The following is a 19,712-nucleotide window of genomic DNA, read 5'->3' on the forward strand; positions in this document are numbered from 1 at the left end:
GGTAATTGTGAAATTTAAATTGAAACCACTGGCCAGTGCCATTTTGTTGAGTTCCTTTTCAGCCACGTATGCTGAGCCCAATATCATTCAACAACACCAACCAAGCACTGAACAAATTAAGCAAGCCATCAACGGCAATCAATTGATCTTGTCAGTCGGGGTTTTTGATCCCCTGACCGAATCTTTGGATTTTCAACAATCTGGAATTGCTGCACTGCCTTCTCAACATTATGGTTTGGTCCAATTCCAACCAGGTCATGCCAATTTTGAATGGTTGAATAAAAACGGTTTTAAAGTGCTCCAGTCAATGAGTAACAACGCTTATCTGGTTAACTGGAAAGACCAAGACAAAACGCTGCTGAGTCAAAACAACAACATACGCTGGTATGGTGACTTCATGAGCAGTTATAAAATTTCGCCTAACTTGTGGCAAGCCAACCGTTCTGCCCTAACTTCTTTCGATATAGTCGTCAAAACATTCCGTGATTATCCTACGGATCAAATAAAGGCACTGATCAAAAAATATGTCCCCACTGCTGAATTCATTCAATCAAACATCCATCAAGGTGATAACAGGATTGCCATTCAATTGAGTGCCAGCGATTTAGATGAAAAGTTAAATCAACTGGCTGCATTAGAACCGGTGCAATGGATTAACAGGTACGTTGCTGAAAAGTTTGCTAACAATGAAGCCGTTGCTGCGGTTCAAGCCACCAGCAGTACAACCACCAACCGCCCTATTTTTGATCAAGGTATTTTCGGTACTGGTCAAATAGTTGGGGTTGCTGACTCTGGTTTGGATCGAAATGAGGATTGGTTCGTTCATCACAACAACGGTTCTGGCGTGGTGACAGCCATAACAAATTTCGCTGACACCAACCCGCCTGCGATGGGCCCATTGAGCCCTGATAATAAAGTCATTGCTTATTGGGTCATGCCTGGTGCAGAACCCTATGACAGTGGAACCTACCACGGCACCCATGTTTCTGGTTCAGTTGCAGGCGATAGAGGCAGTTGTATAGGGTCTTGTAATGGTGAGACCCCGTCGATTTCATCACCGCTGAATTCAGGCTATGACAACGACGATGGCATGGCACCCAATGCACAAATTTTATTCCAAGACATCGGTAGCCCATCAGGACTTACAGGCGTAGGTTCATCTCCCATGTGGGAACAAGCCAATGCTGCGGGCGCCAAGATTCACAGCAACAGCTATGGAGCCAGCACATTCGGAGAATATGTCAGTTCCGACCACAATGTAGATCGTTCCCTGCGAGAATTAAATGATATGATCATTGTGTTTGCAGCAGGTAATGACGATGGTTTCGATAACACCACCAGCTCACCAGGAAATGCAAAAAGCGTTTTAACTGTTGGCGCTTTAAACCATGGCAACAGTTCCCTTGTAGCCGGTTTTTCCAACCGAGGGTTAACTGATGATGGCAGATTAAAACCAGACATTTCTGCCACAGGTACATCGATACAATCAGCTGCAGGTGACAGCAACAACAGCAACGTTGTCGACTCACCATCCAGAAGAAGTACCAGTGGTACCTCAATGGCTACACCAATCACCGCCGGCACTTTGGCATTGTTGCGTCAATATTTCACGGATGGCTTCTACCCCACCGGGTCTGCCAATGCCAATGACAGTTTGACACCCAGTGGGCCTTTGATGAAAGCCATGATTCTGAATGGCACCAATACCGATGTGGGATTTGATTCTAAAGATGCAGGATGGGGCAGACCTTGGTTGGAAAACACCTTACCTTTCACTGGCAGCAATCGAAACATTAAATTTTGGGACGTTACCCATGACAATGGATTAAGCACTGGAGAAAGCACTACATTTGATGTGGATGTTCTTGCCGGTGAAGAATTCAGAGCAACACTGGTTTGGTACGATGTTCCTGGCCCCACTGGATCAGGTGTAACTTTGGTTAACAACCTGAACCTCACAGTCACCACACCTGGCGGCGCTTATTTAGGCAATCAATTTGATCTTTTGGGGGTTTCCACTACGGGGGGAAGTGCTGACAATATTAATACGGTCGAACAAATTCGTTTTACAGCACCTGTGACCGGAAGCTACCAAATTGATGTATCAGCTCCCAGCATCCCTGGTGATGGCAGCGTTGGTTCAGACATACAAGGTTATGCATTGGTGGTTTCTGGAGATTTGGGCAGTAATTCGCCGTCAAATATTGGAAATCCAAACAACCTAACTGCTGTGGCTGATGGCTTAAATGGAATTGACCTGAATTGGAATGCCGCGACCAATGCCACTAACTATGAGGTATACCGTTCTGATGGCAGTTGCGCAAGTTTCGAGCCAGGTGTCATGCGTTATATTGGACAATCTTCAACCAATTCATTTACCGATGACACCACCACAGGTGGCTATGAATACGCCTATCATGTCAGGGCATTCAACAGCGATGACCAAAGTGCTTTAACCAATTGTACTGATGTCACTTCTGCCCAACAATGTCTACTGGCTCCAGCCTTTAATGCCCTTTCTGCCACCACCAGTGCTGCATTCAATAACACCTGTCAAGTTAATCTGGTTTGGGACCCAGCCACTTCAAATTGTCCAGCGAACTCAGCGGTCAGTTACAACATTTACCGTTCAAGTAATCATAATTTCATTCCAGGGCCCGGTAATTTATTAACCAGCACTGATCCTAATATAGCCAGCTATACTGACTACACAGTCAGCACTGGAGCCAATTATTTTTACCGTGTTTCAGCCGTCAACAACGGCAATGAATCTAGCGCTTCGCCAGAAATTGCCACGTCTCCGATTGGCACCACATCTGGCACTGAAGGCACCTTAACAGACAATGGAGCAGCTGACGTACCTCTGCTGATGAATTTAACCAGTCCTTGGTCCATATCCAACGATGCTTCCAGTAATGGCGCACTAAGCTACCGTTCAGCTTTGGAGGGAACCACCAATTACACCGCCAATACTTGTGCCAGGATGCATTCTCCTGTCATCAGCATTCCTGTGGCTCCTGGCAGCAATGCCCAACTCAGCTACCAAGCACGATACAATATAGAAGCAGACTGGGATGGGGTGGTGGTTGAAATTTCAACCGACGGTGGAAATAATTGGAGCGACTTACCTCCTGTTGGTGGTTATCCAGGTGACTTCAGTCAAACCGGTAGTCCACCCATCAATATTTGTGGGTACCCAGCCAGCCATGGTGCATTCAATGGATCAACAGGCGGTTCATTCAATGCTGTCTCACATGACCTGAGTGCCTATCATGGTGAAACAGTGCAAATCAGGTGGAGCCAATCTACAGACCCAGGATCTGAATTTGAAGGGTTTTATATTGATGAAATCAATTATTCAAATGTCAACATTCCAAACGTATGTTCGGCATTTGTTGATTTGATTTTTGCTGATGGGTTTGAAGGCCTTTAACCTTAATTAGTTAATTAAAAGGGAAATTAAAACCGGTATTAAAATACCGGTTTTTTTATGCACAGAACCTACAGAATACTGATTTAATTAACGGTCATGGATTTGACTTGGTTGATAAACTCCGATAATTTTTCTACATCCAATGCATGATGGGTTCTGACACTGCTGCATAAATCCAAGCCGTGGGGTTTGACTTGGGCGACTGCTTTACTGACATTCGAATGGTTTAAACCACCTGCCAAATAAACAGGTAGATCAACTGAATCAACGATGTCCTTGCTCAATTGCCAATTGTGTACTCGACCCGTACCACCTAATTCCTTTATGACTGCATTCGGATTACCACTGTCCAGTAACAATGCATCCACATATTGAGCCACTTGTTGTGCTTGTTGTACAGAATATTGATTGATGACATGAATTACCTGAACCAACTTAACCTCTGGCAAGGCCGCTTTGATGTCTGAAAGGTGACCATCAATCAGTTCATCAACCAGTTGCAAGGCCGTACTGTTGACCCGGCGATGATGAGCCAGGATTCCGGCAACCGTGGTTTCACTGGTCAATAAGAAAGTTTCCATTGATTCAGGAACCCAAGCAGCTATTTCTGCGGCCAATCCATCTGAGATAATACCCGGCCCACTCGGCATATGACCCACCAAACCCAATATATCGGCACCAGCATCAACGGCCATTTGCGCCTCAGCCAGCGATGAAATACAACATATTTTAATTTTCATGGTTAAATTTTTTGCTGCCAAAAGACTTCTTCTAGCACGTGAAATGAACCAAATACAATGACTCGATCTTCTGGCAAAGAACATTTCAATGCTGCCTGATAAGACATTTCAGCAGACTCAAATACTGAAAATAATTTAACATGGTCAGCCAACGCTGATTTTAATGAATTGAGTTCAATGCCTCTTTCACTGAGTAACTGAAACACAAACCAATGATCCACGACATCGTTCAACAAGCCCAACCAGCTGTCTAGTTGTTTGTCCCCCAACACCGAAAAAACCGCTCTGGTTTTACCAGAACATGGGTTGGCACGAAGCCAATCAACCAAATGACTGATGGCTTGTTTGTTATGCGCCACATCAGCCAACACCAAAGGTGAGGTTTGGATGGTTTGTAATCGACCCTTGACGTTCCAATGGTCTATGCTGTGTTGTACTTCAGAGGATTTGAAAGCATACCCAAGTTCCAATAAAGCCGTCAGGGCAGTTGAAAAATTATTAAGTTGCCAGTCACCTTTCAGGGCAGGACTGTTTAAATCAATAAACTGATGTGCTCCGTAATTGAAAGTAAATTGATTGTCATCATTAGAGACCTGATAGTCCAAATTGTATTGGATCAATTTGGCAGCTACATTCTGAGCATGGGCGATGATTGATTTTGGCGCATTGCTGTCACCAAAAACAATGGGTTTTTGCGATCGCATGATGCCTGCTTTTTCCTTGCCAATTTTTTCAATGTCATCACCCAACCATTCAATATGGTCAATATCCACCGTGGTGATGACAGCCACATCGGCATCCACGGCATTGGTGGCATCTAATCGACCACCAAGGCCTACTTCAAGGATGATGACATCCACATCATTTTCGACGAATATCAATAAAGCGGCTAAAAAAGCATATTCAAAATATGACAAGTTGATGTTTTGTTTCACTTCGTCAATCAGATCAAATGCTTTCAATATTTCTTTATCGCTGGCCTCCTTGCCATTGACGTGAATTCTTTCGTTGAAATTAAATATATGTGGAGATGTGAAAACACCCAGCTTTTTCGATTGGGTCTTGAGTAAGGAACTCAAAGCAGCAACGGTTGATCCTTTTCCATTGGTCCCGCCAACAGTAATGATTGTTTGATTGATGTCAGAAAGCTTTAGACGTTGTAAAACAAGTTTCAACCGATCCAAGCCCAAATCAATTTTGTATTGATTGAGCTCGTTCAGTCTTTGATTCAATAATGATTTTTGTTCAAGATTTTGGATGGTCATCAGCGACAATCACTTCATCTGGCTCAATCAGTTGTCCATTAACCGGTTTCAACAAATCCAATAATTGAAATATTTTGTCACTCAGGTCATGTCTCGACACAATCATGTCAATGGCCCCTTTTTCTAACAAAAATTCACTGCGCTGAAACCCTTCAGGTAAAGTTTCTCTTACCGTTTGTTCAATCACACGAGGTCCAGCAAAACAAATCAGTGCATTGGGCTCAGCAATGTTAACATCTCCTAACATGGCCAATGAAGCTGAAACACCACCCGTTGTTGGGTTAGTTAACACCGAAATATAAGGTAAACCAGCCAGTTTCATGCGTCTCAGTGCAGCAGATGTCTTGGACATTTGCATCAATGAAAACAAAGACTCTTGCATGCGAGCACCACCAGAAGCAGAAAAATTAATCAGTGGTAATTGTTGTTCCAGCGCCAAATGGACTGCCCGGACAAATTTTTCACCCACTACGGATCCCATAGAACCTGCCATGAATTTAAAATCAAATGCAGTCACCACCACATCTCTGCCTTTCAATTTTCCTTTTACTGCAATCAAGGCATCGTTTTCACCGGTGCTTTTCTGCGTGGCTACCAGTCGATCTTTGTACTTTTTACTGTCTTTGAATTTTAATGGATCTTCTGGTTTAACTTCGCCACCAATTTCTTCCATGGGTGCTTCATCAAGAAAGTATTCGATGCGCTCTCTTCCAGATAAAGACTCATGGTGCCCACATTTAGGACATACTTTGCCATGTTTTAATGTTTCAGGCTGATATAAAACAGCTTCACATTCTTTACATTTACCCCACAAGCCTTCAGGTATGTTTTTTTTCTTGTTGCCACCTTCGGTACGAATCCTTGATGACATGATTTTTTGAAACCAGCTCATGTGAACTCCACATATTTTCGAAAAGACCTACAATTATAACGAATCTAACGCCGTTCTGATAGGTTTGATAAATTGACGGATGGCATTACTTGCAGATGCCAAGTCGGTACACCCATCCAACAGGCTGACCAAGGCACTACCAATAACCACTGCATCGGCCTTTGACGCCACTGACACGGCGGATGCGGCGTCTTTCACCCCAAAGCCAACAGCAACAGGCAAGTCTGTCAATTGTTGAATACTTTGGACATCGGCATCAACTGAGTGACAATCTAAATCAGCTGACCCAGTCACACCTTTCAAAGCCACATAATAAATAAATCCTGAGGCATGCTGACAAATCATCTGTTTTCTGGCATCTGTGGTGGTGGGTGCCACCAAAAAGATTTGTTCCATGTCATGGCTTTTCAAGTTTTCCAATAAATCAGCCGATTCTTCCGGCGGGCTATCCACCAACAACAAAGCATCGACCCCAGCCATTTTAGCTTGCTCTACAAACACTTTGTTGCCTTTGCATTCTATGGGGTTTAAATAACCCATTAAAACGACTGGAGTGTGTTGATTGGTGGAACGAAATTGTTTTACCATTTCAATCACATGATCAATGCCAACGCCTTGTGATATGGCTTTTTCAGAAGCCAGCTGGATCACAGGCCCATCCGCCATTGGATCTGAAAATGGCATACCTAATTCAATCACATCAGCACCAGCATTGACCAATTCATGCATGATGTCCACAGTCAAATCAGGCTTCGGATGTCCTGCTGTAATGAATGGTATCAATGCTTTTTTTGTACCCAGTGTTTCAAACATGGTTTTAAGTAAACTCATACGGTCACTCCTTCAATGGCAGCAATGGTATGTACGTCTTTATCGCCCCTACCTGATAAATTAACAATGATGTTTTGTGCTTTACTCATTTTACTGGCTAATTTCATGGCGTATGCAATGGCATGAGCGCTTTCTAACGCAGGTAATATGCCTTCTACACGAGTTAAACTGTGAAAGGCACTCAAGGCTTCATCGTCATTGATGGTGACATAATGCGCACGACCAGATTCATTCAGAAATGCATGTTCTGGTCCCACACCTGGATAATCAAGTCCTGCCGAAATGGAATGTGTTTCAATGATCTGTCCTTGATCATTCGACATAACATAAGTTCTGTTGCCATGTAGAACGCCCACCTTACCCGCAGTGATCGATGCAGCGTGTTCGCCCGAATCAACCCCATGGCCTCCCGCTTCTACTCCGTACAAGGCCACATCATGATCATCTAAAAATGGATGGAACAAGCCCATTGCATTTGAGCCACCACCGACACAAGCCACCAATGCATCTGGCAAACCGCCAACTTTTTCTGCAAATTGTTTTTTGGCTTCTTTACCAATCACAGAATTAAAGTCTCTGACCATTTGTGGGTATGGGTCTGGTCCTGCCACAGTGCCAATGATATAAAAAGTGTCATCCACATTTGTCACCCAATCCCTCATGGCTTCATTCAAAGCGTCCTTCAGCGTTTTAGAACCAGAGTCTACACTGCGAACTTCTGCGCCCATTAATTTCATTCTGTAAACATTGATGGCTTGGCGTGCAATGTCAACTTCGCCCATATAAACCACACACTCCAGCCCCATTCTTGCTGCCACTGTGGCAGTGGCCACGCCATGCTGACCTGCACCAGTTTCTGCAATGATGCGCTTTTTGCCCATCGCTTTGGCCAATAATATTTGTCCTACGGTGTTATTAATTTTGTGCGCACCGGTGTGATTCAAATCTTCACGTTTCAGCCAAATACTGGCCCCGTCACATTGCTTGGTTAACCTTTCTGCTAAATACAAAGGTGATGGCCGACCCACATAATCAGCCAGGTCTTTATTGAATCGTGCCAAGAATGATTCATCGGTTTTTAAACGGCTGTAAGCTTGGTTCAGCTCTTCCAAACAATGCATCAAGGTTTCACTGGCAAAAATGCCGCCAAACTGTCCAAAATGTCCTTTGGCATCTGGGTATTCTGAGTATTTTATAGTCATATTCTTTATGGGTTATTTAATTTTTATTGTTGTGGTCAATGGCACTGATGGTATTGGCAAAAGACAACATTTTCGCCTTAGATTTTACGCCAGGACTAGATTCAATGCCACTGCTGGTATCAACATATTGACTGCCAGTTGCTGCCAAAGCAGCGGCAATATTTTGTTCGTTCAGACCGCCGGCCAAGATCATTTTTTGTTTTAAGTCTATGGGGAATTCAAACCAATTGAATGATTTGCCGGACCCCCCTGATTGTTGGGTGTCAAAGGCATCCAATAAATAAGCAGCGGCGTTGGGATGACTTGCCATGTATTCAGTATATGAAGCATTAGATAACATAGGTATGGCTTTCCAATAAGGCAGCATAAATTGTTCGCAATATTCGGCACTTTCTTCACCGTGAAACTGTAAAACATCGGCTTTGGTTTGTCCAATAGTGAGATTAACTTTATCTGCATCTTGATTGGCAAACAAAGCCACAGTTGTAAGGCCTGACGCTTTGGCCATTGAAATCAAATTTGTAGCCACTTCAACTGACACCCTTCGTGGACTGCTTGGCACAAAAACAAACCCAACCGCATCAACGCCAGCTTCAATGGCATGTTTGACATCATCTTCCGTTGTTAGTCCACAATATTTAATCTTAGTCATTGTCATTACCAGGTATTTCAAAATGTTCAGGATAAGTCACATGGGTGAATGACAATCCATTGGGTGGCGCCGTAATCCCAGCTTGTTTCCTGTCTTTACTTGCCAACACTTCAGCCATCCAAGACACCGGTTTCAAACCAGAACCTATGGGTATTAAAGTACCAACAATGTTGCGAATCATGTGATGTAAAAAACCATTGGCCGTCACGGATAACTTTATGATGTTGCCAGATCGGGTCACTGCAGCATGATGGATTGTTTTAACAGACACATGCGATTGACAATGGCTGGAACGCAGGGCATTGAAATCATGAGTACCTACCAACAGTTGCAATGCATCATGCATCAAATTGTGATTCAATGGTTGTGAAATCCACGTCAAATGATGGCGATTAATGGCAGGTCTGACTCTGCGGTTGATGATGCAGTATTCATAGCTGCGGCTGACAGCAGAAAACCTGGCATGAAAATCATCACTGACTGGTTTGACCCACAACACCGATATGCCTTCATGAGAAGCTGTATTTATTCCCATCATCCATTGCCATGGGGTTCTTTCTGAAGTGGTATCGAAATGAATGACCTGATGCTTGGCACTGACACCGGTATCGGTTCTACCTGAACAAGCAACCCTGACTTTATGATCAGCCACTTTGCCAATGGCTGCTTCTAAACACGACTGAACTGTGGGTTCTTGTGCTTGAATTTGAAAACCATAAAAAGGTTCTCCATCATATTCAATACCGCAAGCTAGACGCATAAAAAAAGCCGAATCAGAAATTCGGCTCATTATAGTTTAAAGCACAGATGATTTACATATCATCAATGATTTTCTTGGCTTCATCGATTTGTGCATCTGAACCTTCAGCTACCACTTCATCAAGCAAGTTTTTAGCACCTTCAACATCGCCCATTTCTAGATAAGCTTTGGCCAAATCAAGCTTGGTATCAATGGCATCTGCGTCATCCATCAATCCCTCTAATCCCAAATCAATTTCTTCATCCATCTCATCACCTGTTGCAGTGTCAAAACTGTCTGTCTCATCAGACAAGTCTAATAAATCGTCGAATTCATCACTTGAATCTTCTTTATCTTCAATCTCATCTGCAACAGCAGATTCTGTTTCATCATCTTCTGATTCATCATCAAGATCAAAATCGAAATCTTCATCGAAACTGAATTCTTCTTCGTCTGAGCTTACTTCGTCACTGGCTGCTTTGTCTTCATCAGCGTCCTCATCATCTAAATCAAGGTCTGCCAATTCATCATCTAAATCAAAAGTATTCTCAATGTCATCGACGGCATCTTCTATCGATTCTTCTGCTGACTTCTCAGCCTCATCAACGGCTTCAACCACATCGTCCAAATCCATCCCTAAATCATCGAATGATACCTCTTCAAACGCATCGTCCGAAGCCAGTTCAACTTCTTCAGTTTTCTCAATATCATCTTCCAAGTCATCAGTAAATCCTGCAGCAGCCATGGTTTCAGAATGATCAGCAGTGATTGATGTGTCATTATCACCTTCATTCAAGAAGCCATCCAAATCGAAATCATCGCCATCAGTTGATGTCAACTCATCTGTTTCAAAAAGCTTATCTTCAATGTCTGCATCTTCACCCTCATCAAAGGTGATTGACTTGTCTAACTCTGCCAAAACGTCTTCTTCATCATCTGAGTCTACAAACTCGTCTGTATCTTCCAGTGGCTGATTGACTTTGGTATCAACAGATTCATATGACTCTACATCATCTTGATCAGCTTCTGCTTTTCTCTGTTTGATGTCATCCAAGAAGCTCGTTTCATCTGCTTCTTCACCATCACTTCTCAGGAATCTTGGTACAATCAATAGCAGTACCAAAGCACCTAAACCAATCAATACCCACTTCAAATTATCCATGACCCAATTGATGGTTTTGTCAACCACTGAGGGTTCTTCTTTGATGGTTGCACTGAATTTGGGTGGTGCGACAGCAGTTTTCTCTTCCGTCTCAGTGGCATCAGTTTCATTGGGTGAGGCTGATTCATCTGATGAATCTTCCGCCATGCCATCTTCAACCATTTCATCAACAGGTATTGAATTGTCATCTGCAACCAATGATTCATCTGACAAAGTATCATCCGTTTCACCTGATGTATCAATTGATCCTAAATCAACTGAAAAATCACTGATTGAGTCAGTGGCTTCCTCAACACTGTCAGTGGTCTCATCCCAAACATCATCCAACATTTCTGCCGTTTCATCGGAGGCAGTTTCACTGGCATCTGCCAGCTGAGTTTCTAAGTTCGCCAAACCATCATCGCTCACTTCTATGACTGATTGCTGTTGTTCAACGATCTCCTCGAGCTCTGAAATTCTTTCTTGTAAGTCTGCACTTTCACTCTCTTGATTGTATTGCTCCTCAGCTGATAACTGGTCCACTTCACTGTCGCCCACTTCAGCATTGGTTAGTCCACTGTCAGACCCTTCACTGTCACCACCTGATAATTGAACACCGTAATCCAACCCTGAAGAAGTATCTGTGTTGTCTGAATAAGTTTCTTCTGTTGTTTGGTAACTGCTGTAATTTTGTTGTTCAGGTGCCCAAGATTGGTGGTGCGACTCCACTTGTGCCAGAGCTTCTGCATAACTGATGGCTTCTGCCTGATCCAATGAAGGCATTTTCAACTGGCTGCCTTTGATCAACTTGTTGATGTTGTTATCAATAAATGAACCAGAGTTGTTGTTGTAAATCGCCATCATCATTTGATTGGTCGACAAACCTCCCAGTTTATTTCTATTGGCAATGCTCCACAATGTATCACCTGCATTCACATAAACATCGTCATTGGTTTGTTGGTATGCCACTGTAGTTTCAGCAATGGGTTCAGCAACGGGCTCAACAACAGGATCTGGTCTTTCATACTGTGCAACATCTTCATTGGTGAATGTGGTTTGAGTTGCTGGCTCCACATCAGTCGCTTCAGTGACGACTTCAGCTTGGGGACTGGCTTCATCAATCGCTTGAATTTGTTCAACAACCACGTTATTAACCTGCACATTGGTTGTGGGTACGTCATAAACTGGTGGGTCTAATAATATGGTGAATTCTCTTAAAATACGTCCGTTATTCCAATTGACGTCGAGTAATAAACTGATGATCGGTTCACTGACTGGACCATTTGAAGTGACGTTCACTATATTGGGGTTGTCTTCATCCAAATTGACCAAGATGTTAATTGGTACGAAAGACCTGTCTAATCCCACTTTTTTATAATCCGCATTGCTTGCTAACTTAACGGTTAAATTTTGCAAATCTTCATCAGGGTTGGTCATCAACTCGATGGTTGAACGCAATTGCTCATCCAACGCAGAATAAACCTGAATATTCCCCATCCCTAAGGACAATGTAGACTGCGAAACTATGGTTAAACCAATAACCAAGGTCAATAAAATCAATTTTTGCTTCATAATTTACCCAATGCTTTTACGTTAGTAAGTTAGTGATAATAAGATATCGTTATTGATGGTAACTAATTCTACAATAAAAATCCAAGAATTTATGTAAAAAAAGTCAGCTAACTTACTCTTTATCCAGTATTTTTATTAATTTTTCTGCAATTTGCACGCTGTTCAATGCCGCGCCTTTGCGGATATTATCCGACACAATCCACATGTTAATTCCTTTATCGTAAGAAATGTCTTCTCGAATTCTGCCTACATATACCGCATCATTTCCTGCAGAATGCACTGCAGGCGATGGGTATGCAGAGGCACTCGGTTCATCCATCAGTTCTATGCCTGCTGATTCTGACATCAGCTGTTTCACTTGTTCAGCGGTAATTTTATCGCGGGTTTCAATGTGAACGGCTTCTGAGTGACCATAAAATACCGGCACCCTGACACAGGTTGGATTTACCATGATACTGCGATCCCCCAATATTTTTTGAGTCTCCCATACCATTTTCATTTCTTCCCTGGTGTATCCATTGTCCTGAAATTGATCAATTTGTGGAATCACATTGAATGCTATTTGATGAGAAAAAGCGCTGATTTTCAACGGCTGAAAGTTCAGAATAGATTTTGTTTGTTCCGACAATTCATCGATGCCTTTATTGCCAGCTCCAGATACCGATTGATAGGTCGCTACATTGATTCGTTCAATCCCTGCTTTTCTATGAATTGGCGCCAGTGCGACCAACATTTGAATGGTCGAACAATTGGGATTGGCAATGATATAAGTGCTCTTATAGTCCTTGATGGCTTCTGGGTTCACTTCAGGCACCACCAACGGTACATCTTCTTCATTCCTGAAATAGGATGTGTTGTCAATAACCACGCATTTTTTACTTGCTGCTATGGGGGCATATTGAGCAGAGACTTCCCCACCTGCAGAAAACAAAGCGATGTCAACCTGACTGAAATCAAAGTCCGCCAAGTTTTTAATGGTGACTTGCTTTTTGTTGAAATCAATTTTTTCGCCGGCGCTCCTGGCACTGGCCAATGGGTAGATGTTGGCAATTGGAAAATGGCGTTCCTCTAAAATTTCCAACATGGTTTTACCTACAGCACCGGTGGCACCAACCACAGCAACATTGTATTTTTTAGTCATATCTTTTCTATGTTTCTAAGTTGTAACAGAATTATTTATTTAAGTGATTTGATTGAATTTGGGCCTTGTGTCTCATGATATGGTCCATAATCACCAAGGCCATCATGGCTTCTACTATCGGTGTCGCTCGAATGCCAACACAGGGGTCATGTCGACCTTTGGTCACCACTTCGATGGCATGGCCATCGGTGTCAATACTTTGTGCAGGAATGCGCAAAGAAGAAGTGGGTTTGAATGCGACACTTAAGGTAATGTCTTGACCGGTTGAGATTCCGGCTAAAATGCCACCAGCATAATTACTGGCGAATTCGCCATTGATGATTTCGTCACGGTGTTCAGAGCCGTTTTGTGCCACTGCATCAAATCCTGCGCCAATTTCAACCCCTTTGGTGGCATTGATGCTCATCATGGCCAAAGCCAATTCAGCATCTAATTTACCATAAACTGGTTCGCCCAATCCAGCAGGAACCTGGCAGGCTTTTGCGCTGATTTTCGCACCCACTGAATCTCCAGATTTACGCAATTTGTCCATATATAAATCCAGCTCAGGAACCCGGTCAATTTCCCCGGTGAAAAAAGGGCTTTGATCAATTTTAGATAAATCACCTGCTTGCAAACGGATGTCTCCTAATTGTGACAACCAAGCCGTGATGGTGATGTTATGGTTTTGTTTCAACCATTTACGTGCCAAAGCCCCAGCGGCTACACGCATGGTGGTTTCTCTGGCCGAGGACCGCCCACCACCTCGATAATCCCTGACACCGTATTTTTTCCAATAACTGTAATCAGCATGGCCTGGTCTGATTTGTTTGGCTATGTTGGAATAATCCTTACTCCTGGCATCGGTGTTCTCAATGATCAATGCAATTGGATGCCCCGTGGTTACACCTTCAAATACACCAGAAACAATTTGCACATCGTCTTTTTCTTTTCTTTGAGAGGTGTGTCGTGACTGGCCAGTGGCCCGACGAATTAATTCAGCCTTAATTTCATCGGTTGTGATTGCCATGCCCGGAGGGAACCCATCCAAAACACAGCCAATGGTGCTGCCATGTGATTCACCAAACGACGTGAACCGTAAATTTTTACCAAATGTATTATGCGACATGATGATCTAAGAACTCTTTGAATTTCATTCGATACTTTAACAAATCAGCACGATTAAAAACACATATTCCTTGTCCGCCTACACTGAATTCGATCCATTCAAACTCAACCAAAGGCAAAACACGGCTTAAGACTGCATCGTTGTAGCCAACTTCTAAAAACAAGTGGCCATCTTCCGTTAAATAATCAGCCGCTTGGTAAAGAATTTTAATCGGAATTTCCATGCCCTGATGTTGGCTCACCAAAGCCATTTTCGGTTCATGTGAAAACTCTGCTGGTAACACATTGTATTCATCGTCAGCCACATAAGGTGGGTTAGAAACAATTAAATCATAGGGGCCGTAAAGTTCGCTGAATAAATCAGAATGAATACATCGTGCTCGTTGTTCAAGTTTTAAAACACCCATATTTTCAGCTGCCAAGGCCAATGCATCAACACTGAGGTCAGCTAAATCAACCCTGACTGTTGGAAAGTAATGGGCGATCGCCAAACCAATACAGCCCGAACCAGTACATAAATCCAAAACGCGATCTGTGTTTGCCAAATCAACCCATGGTCTGAAACCCATGTCAATCAACTCAACAAATGGCGACCGAGGAATCAATGCCCTTTTATCTATATTAAATTTCAAACCAGCAAACACAGAAAAACCGACCAAATATGCCATGGGCATTTTCTGTGCCACCCGTTGTTTTAAAATTTTGTGTACTTTCTGAATGTCTGAGTCATTTACATGCTGATCTACCATTTGGTTTAACGTTTCAAAATCCAAGTTCAAAACATGCATTAAAAGCAACAACATTTCATCTTCAGCCTGCTCAACACCATGACCATAGAACACATCTTGCTGCCTCAGGAATTCAACGGACTGATCAAATATATTTTTAAGTAATGTGGGCAATTAATTCACCTGGTAAAAGACTCTAAATTGAAAAAGAGATACAATGCCTGTTTTTTACCTTTAGGTCAACGGTTAAAACACCTTTATGATTAGTTATTCTATGAAAGTAATGTCGCTCAGCCTATTGCTTTGTTTGTTGATGACAGCTTGTAATAACAGCCCTGAAAATCAACCGACTGAGCCCTCGTATGCTGCCCTTAAAATGTTTCCAGAAGGCAAAGCTTTTTCTGGCTTCCAGTTGACCAGTCATAAAAGCAAACCTTGGACCCAAGAAAATTTTAAAGGCAACCATTCAATCCTGTTTTTTGGATTTGTCAACTGTCCTGATATTTGTCCTACCACTTTGTTAGAAATGCAGAAAATTGATAAAATGCTTAAAAACAATCAAGTCAAATCACCGAACTTTGTCTTCATTTCTGTCGACTCGGACCGTGACACACCCAAAATACTTAATGATTACATCAATTATTTCAATCCTGAATTCATTGCGTTGACAGGCGATGCACCTAATATTTTATCCATCACCAGCCAACTCGGTGTGGCGTACAGGATAGAAGAACATCAAAAGGGAGACTTAATTTACGATGTAGACCATGCATCGGCTTTATTTGTACTGAACCCAGAGGGCGAAAGGATTGGTATTTTCCCTGCCCCACACAAGGTCAATGACATTGCCGCAGACATCCAACAACTCATGGAGAAATCATGAAGGCCATAGCACTGATGTTTCAATACATCTTACCTCACCATTTGCTTTCAAAACTGATGTATAAGTTGATGCGAATTCGCTTCAAACCAATCAAGCATTTCACCCTCAATCGAATGATTAAAACTTTCAACATCAATATGGAAGAAGCCGCTTCGAAAGACTTTAATGATTACGAACATTTCAATGCATTTTTCACCAGGGCTTTGAAACCATCTTGTCGAACCATTGATTCATCGAAAGACAGTGTTGTTTCGCCTGTAGATGGGGTCATTTCACAAATTGGATCTATCAATAAAGATGAGATTTTACAAGCCAAAGGTCATCATTACACCATCCAGGAATTATTGGCCACATCGATGGATTCAGATTTTATTGATGGCCAATTTGTGACCATTTATTTGTCGCCCAAAGATTACCACCGCTTACATGCTCCGGTGGCTTGTGAAATCAAAAGTTTAAGGCACGTGCCCGGTCGGTTGTTCAGCGTAGCGGATTGGACCACACAAAAAATTCCACGCTTGTTCGCGCGCAATGAGCGATTGGTCAACACCTTACAAACCAGTTTTGGCAAAGTAGCTTATGTCTATGTAGGAGCCATTCTGGTCTCTAGCATTGAAACTGTTTGTAATGGGGTCATTACACCTCCCTATGGCAAGCAAGTGACAGACTTACTGCCTGAAGGGCAAACCCAATACAATAAAGGTGAGGAAATGGGTCGTTTTAACATGGGTTCAACCGTCATACTTTTGTTCCCCAAAAACAGCATCACTTTCGAAGCCGATTTGGTGGCCGGCTCGACTTTGAAGCTTGGTGAAAAAATAGCCACAATACATTGAATTTTACCTCAACAAATTGGTCAAAGATGCTCATGAAACCCATCACTTTATTTAAAACTTGTTTAATCGGCACATGGCTCATCATTGCCATGCCGTCTTTTTCTCAAAGCTCGGCATCCAATTTATTGCCTGAAGCCAACCGAAATTTTGAATTTGATTATGAACCGATTGAACCCATAGCGTTTGCCACTTTTGAAGCAGCTGCTGCTTGGGCTGATGTGGTTGCCATTGCTCAGGTGGTTAACATTGATTACTTAAAGACCCGAGATTTGAATTCACAAGGACAAGGGTTTTTGACAGTCAGGGTGCCTTATAAAGGCGTTAAGAAAAATGACTTGTTGATTGTTAGCAGCAAAGGTTTTGAAGACCATGTTTGTTATTATCCAGACCGGATTGAAGAAGGTGAACGTTTTTTGGTGTTTCTTAAAGAAAGTAAAAATCAAGGTGAATACCATGGATTCAAGCCCTTTTGTCAATTACAAATACTGCTGACCGATACCGGCGAATATGCTTTGAGGTATCCGCTGGATGCCAAAATTGATGTGCCATCGGACTTGATAGAAGACATCACATACAACGACCCACATGCAGTGATCGATGTAACTGATTGGACCCATATCAGGCGCGAAGAATATCAGCAAGCATTTTCCACAACCTTGACTGAGGACAGTGATTTGTTTCAAAAGTATTTTTATTTGACTTATAACAAAGGCATCATGATTTATAAAGTCAGGAAGCTGATGAACATCAAAGCCGAACCCAGAATCAGCTCAAAACAAATGTAAGCCACAGTAAAATGGTATAGCAAAATAAATCAATTGTTGTCAGCTCCTTTATGTCTGTCTCAGCGTCAATAATTACACAACCACAATCAACCGCATGATTCATTGACGAAACATTGATTTTCCTGTATGTTAATTGTAGTCAACCCCCAGAAAAACATCTGAACTTGTTATTCAGCATTTTAATTTTATAGGGGAAAATCAATGAATAAATTTTATTCAATTCTATTTACATTACTGCTTATTCCTGCCTTGTGTGTGGCAGAAGACAAACCGCCTCAAGTCATTTCTGATGGCTGGGTTGTGGTACCCAAAGCCGGTCACGGTGAAGAATTCAAAAAGGCATTGAAAGCCCATATGGATTACCGAGTAGAAAAAGGTGATACCCGCCATTGGGACGTATACGTGCCAGTGACTGGTAATAAATTAAACCATTACATGGTTCGATCATGTTGTAAACCTTGGGCTGAACAAGACAGTTACAGAGCATGGTCGAATGAACACATTGGTAATCACTTCAATGAGACCGTACACCCTCATGTTGAGACATATGCTCATAATTTCAGTGAGGTCGATATGGACAACAGCCATTGGGGAGAAGGCGTCGATGCCAGTTATGTAGGCGTGACTACTTGGGACGTCAAATCAGGCAAAGGTGCCCAAGCCAATACCGCCATTGCTGCCATGAGCACCATGGCCAAAGACAACGGCTGGCCCAGACATTGGTCATGGTCATACCCAGTAGGTGGATCAAACCAAGTGATTCTGGCCACACCGTATAAAAACTTTGCGGATATGGCTCCGATGGAAGAAAACTTTTATCAATTCGCCGTAAAACACCTGAAATCAGAGAAGAAAGCCGATGCGATGTTCAAAGATTTCAACGGCTCATTCAGCGGATCTCATTACGGCATATACCGCCATGTCAAAGAATTATCAATGAACCATGATGAAGAATAAACATAAATCATAATAGAACCAACCAAAGGGGCTGCGGCCCCTTTTTTTAATGCCATTTGATTTATCATTCAGACCAAAAATTTATTAATATTCACATTTTATTAAGCTTGCTTTGTGTACCATGACCATTCCTTAATAACAAACAAAACTATATGATGAAAAAATTATCGATATTTATTCTGAGTCTTTTGGTTTTACAAGCTTGTACCACGGCCGACCCTTATACCGGTGAGGATAAAGTACGCAAAAGCGTTAAATACGGTGCTGCTGGAGCCATCGTTTGTGGCTTGATTGGAGCCACCAAGAATTCCAAAAATGCCAGAAATGCTGCTGCAGGTTGTGCTGCCATCGGCGCAGGTATTGGTGCTTATATGGATCATCAAGAAGCTGAATTGCGACGTGAGTTACAAGGCTCCGGTGTTCAAGTGGTCAGACAAGGCGATCAGATTCAATTGATTATGCCCAGTAACATCACTTTCAATACGGCTGAATTCAACATCAAAAGCAGCTTTTATCCGAGCTTAAATTCCGTGGCTAAAGTGCTGTACAAGTACAAAGACACCGTGCTTGATGTGATTGGCCATACCGATTCTGTTGGCAATGACCAAGACAACCGAGAATTATCTAACAAACGCGCCTATAGCGTTGCTGATTACCTGGCAGCACAAGGCGTTCCAGGTGAGCGTTTATCTCCATTGGGACTGGGTGAAACCCAACCGATTGCTGATAACAACACCGAGTACGGCCGTAGTCAGAACAGACGTGTGGAACTATATATCACTGCTGTACAATAAAATTCAATCCCAAC

The 19,712-nt window shown here is 42.6% G+C and carries 17 protein-coding genes; 6 read left to right on the top strand and 11 right to left on the bottom strand.

Annotated features, from left to right (window positions below; translation table 11 throughout):
• The first annotated feature begins 7 nt into the window (after window positions 1–7).
• The gene (locus tag CCS90_RS08585) at window positions 8–3,433 is read left to right on the top strand and encodes a S8 family serine peptidase (RefSeq protein ID WP_099019128.1); all 3,426 of its coding nucleotides are present in this window, start codon (window positions 8–10) and stop codon (window positions 3,431–3,433) included.
• Between the two features lie 83 nt (window positions 3,434–3,516).
• Here the strand turns inward: CCS90_RS08585 and CCS90_RS08590 are convergent, their stop codons facing one another.
• The 11 genes from CCS90_RS08590 to prmB all read right to left on the bottom strand — a co-directional run bounded on the left by CCS90_RS08590 (window position 3,517) and on the right by prmB (window position 15,617).
• Entirely contained in the window at window positions 3,517–4,173 is a 657-nt protein-coding gene (locus CCS90_RS08590) for a phosphoribosylanthranilate isomerase (protein WP_099019455.1), read from the bottom strand.
• 2 nt (window positions 4,174–4,175) lie between these two features.
• Window positions 4,176–5,438, bottom strand: a complete 1,263-nt coding sequence (locus CCS90_RS08595) for a bifunctional folylpolyglutamate synthase/dihydrofolate synthase (RefSeq protein WP_099019129.1) — start codon at window positions 5,436–5,438, stop codon at window positions 4,176–4,178.
• A complete protein-coding gene (accD, locus tag CCS90_RS08600) occupies window positions 5,419–6,330 on the bottom strand; it encodes an acetyl-CoA carboxylase, carboxyltransferase subunit beta (RefSeq protein WP_099019130.1) in 912 nt (303 codons plus the stop codon). Before accD ends, CCS90_RS08595 begins: the two co-directional genes overlap by 20 nt.
• A 33-nt stretch (window positions 6,331–6,363) precedes the next feature.
• Window positions 6,364–7,161, bottom strand: a complete 798-nt coding sequence (trpA, locus tag CCS90_RS08605) for a tryptophan synthase subunit alpha (protein ID WP_099019131.1) — start codon at window positions 7,159–7,161, stop codon at window positions 6,364–6,366.
• Window positions 7,158–8,363 (bottom strand): tryptophan synthase subunit beta, encoded by a 1,206-nt coding sequence (gene trpB / locus CCS90_RS08610; protein WP_099019132.1) that lies wholly within the window; start codon window positions 8,361–8,363, stop codon window positions 7,158–7,160. The genes trpA and trpB overlap by 4 nt, the downstream gene beginning before the upstream one ends.
• Window positions 8,364–8,379: 16 nt before the next feature.
• The gene (locus tag CCS90_RS08615) at window positions 8,380–9,015 is read right to left on the bottom strand and encodes a phosphoribosylanthranilate isomerase (protein WP_162846772.1); all 636 of its coding nucleotides are present in this window, start codon (window positions 9,013–9,015) and stop codon (window positions 8,380–8,382) included.
• Complete coding sequence (gene truA, locus CCS90_RS08620) at window positions 9,008–9,775, bottom strand: tRNA pseudouridine(38-40) synthase TruA (protein WP_099019456.1); 768 nt, start codon at window positions 9,773–9,775, stop codon at window positions 9,008–9,010. Before truA ends, CCS90_RS08615 begins: the two co-directional genes overlap by 8 nt.
• Window positions 9,776–9,827: 52 nt before the next feature.
• Entirely contained in the window at window positions 9,828–12,467 is a 2,640-nt protein-coding gene (locus CCS90_RS08625; RefSeq protein ID WP_099019134.1) for a FimV/HubP family polar landmark protein, read from the bottom strand.
• 112 nt (window positions 12,468–12,579) lie between these two features.
• Window positions 12,580–13,608 carry an aspartate-semialdehyde dehydrogenase gene (locus CCS90_RS08630; RefSeq protein ID WP_099019135.1) on the bottom strand — a complete coding sequence of 343 codons (1,029 nt, stop codon included), beginning with the start codon at window positions 13,606–13,608 and terminating at the stop codon, window positions 12,580–12,582.
• Window positions 13,609–13,639: 31 nt separating this feature from the next.
• Complete coding sequence (aroC, locus tag CCS90_RS08635) at window positions 13,640–14,716, bottom strand: chorismate synthase (protein WP_099019136.1); 1,077 nt, start codon at window positions 14,714–14,716, stop codon at window positions 13,640–13,642.
• Complete coding sequence (prmB, locus tag CCS90_RS08640) at window positions 14,706–15,617, bottom strand: 50S ribosomal protein L3 N(5)-glutamine methyltransferase (RefSeq protein WP_099019137.1); 912 nt, start codon at window positions 15,615–15,617, stop codon at window positions 14,706–14,708. Before prmB ends, aroC begins: the two co-directional genes overlap by 11 nt.
• 85 nt (window positions 15,618–15,702) lie before the next feature.
• Here prmB and CCS90_RS08645 point away from each other — a divergent pair, with 85 nt between their 5' ends.
• The 5 genes from CCS90_RS08645 (at window position 15,703) to CCS90_RS08665 (ending at window position 19,698) form a co-directional block, all read left to right on the top strand.
• Window positions 15,703–16,326, top strand: a complete 624-nt coding sequence (locus tag CCS90_RS08645; protein ID WP_099019138.1) for an SCO family protein — start codon at window positions 15,703–15,705, stop codon at window positions 16,324–16,326.
• Window positions 16,323–17,162 (top strand): archaetidylserine decarboxylase, encoded by an 840-nt coding sequence (asd, locus tag CCS90_RS08650; RefSeq protein ID WP_099019139.1) that lies wholly within the window; start codon window positions 16,323–16,325, stop codon window positions 17,160–17,162. Before CCS90_RS08645 ends, asd begins: the two co-directional genes overlap by 4 nt.
• Window positions 17,163–17,194: 32 nt before the next feature.
• Window positions 17,195–17,947 carry a hypothetical protein gene (locus tag CCS90_RS08655; protein ID WP_099019140.1) on the top strand — a complete coding sequence of 251 codons (753 nt, stop codon included), beginning with the start codon at window positions 17,195–17,197 and terminating at the stop codon, window positions 17,945–17,947.
• Between the two features lie 201 nt (window positions 17,948–18,148).
• Complete coding sequence (locus CCS90_RS08660; RefSeq protein WP_099019141.1) at window positions 18,149–18,904, top strand: hypothetical protein; 756 nt, start codon at window positions 18,149–18,151, stop codon at window positions 18,902–18,904.
• Window positions 18,905–19,059: 155 nt separating this feature from the next.
• On the top strand, window positions 19,060–19,698 hold the full coding sequence (locus CCS90_RS08665) for a YiaD family glycine zipper/OmpA-like lipoprotein (RefSeq protein WP_211337012.1): 639 nt from the start codon (window positions 19,060–19,062) through the stop codon (window positions 19,696–19,698).
• The last annotated feature ends 14 nt before the right edge of the window (window positions 19,699–19,712 follow it).

The sequence above is a fragment of the Marinicella litoralis genome (assembly GCF_002591915.1).
GTDB classification, from domain to species: Bacteria; Pseudomonadota; Gammaproteobacteria; order Xanthomonadales; family Marinicellaceae; genus Marinicella; species Marinicella litoralis.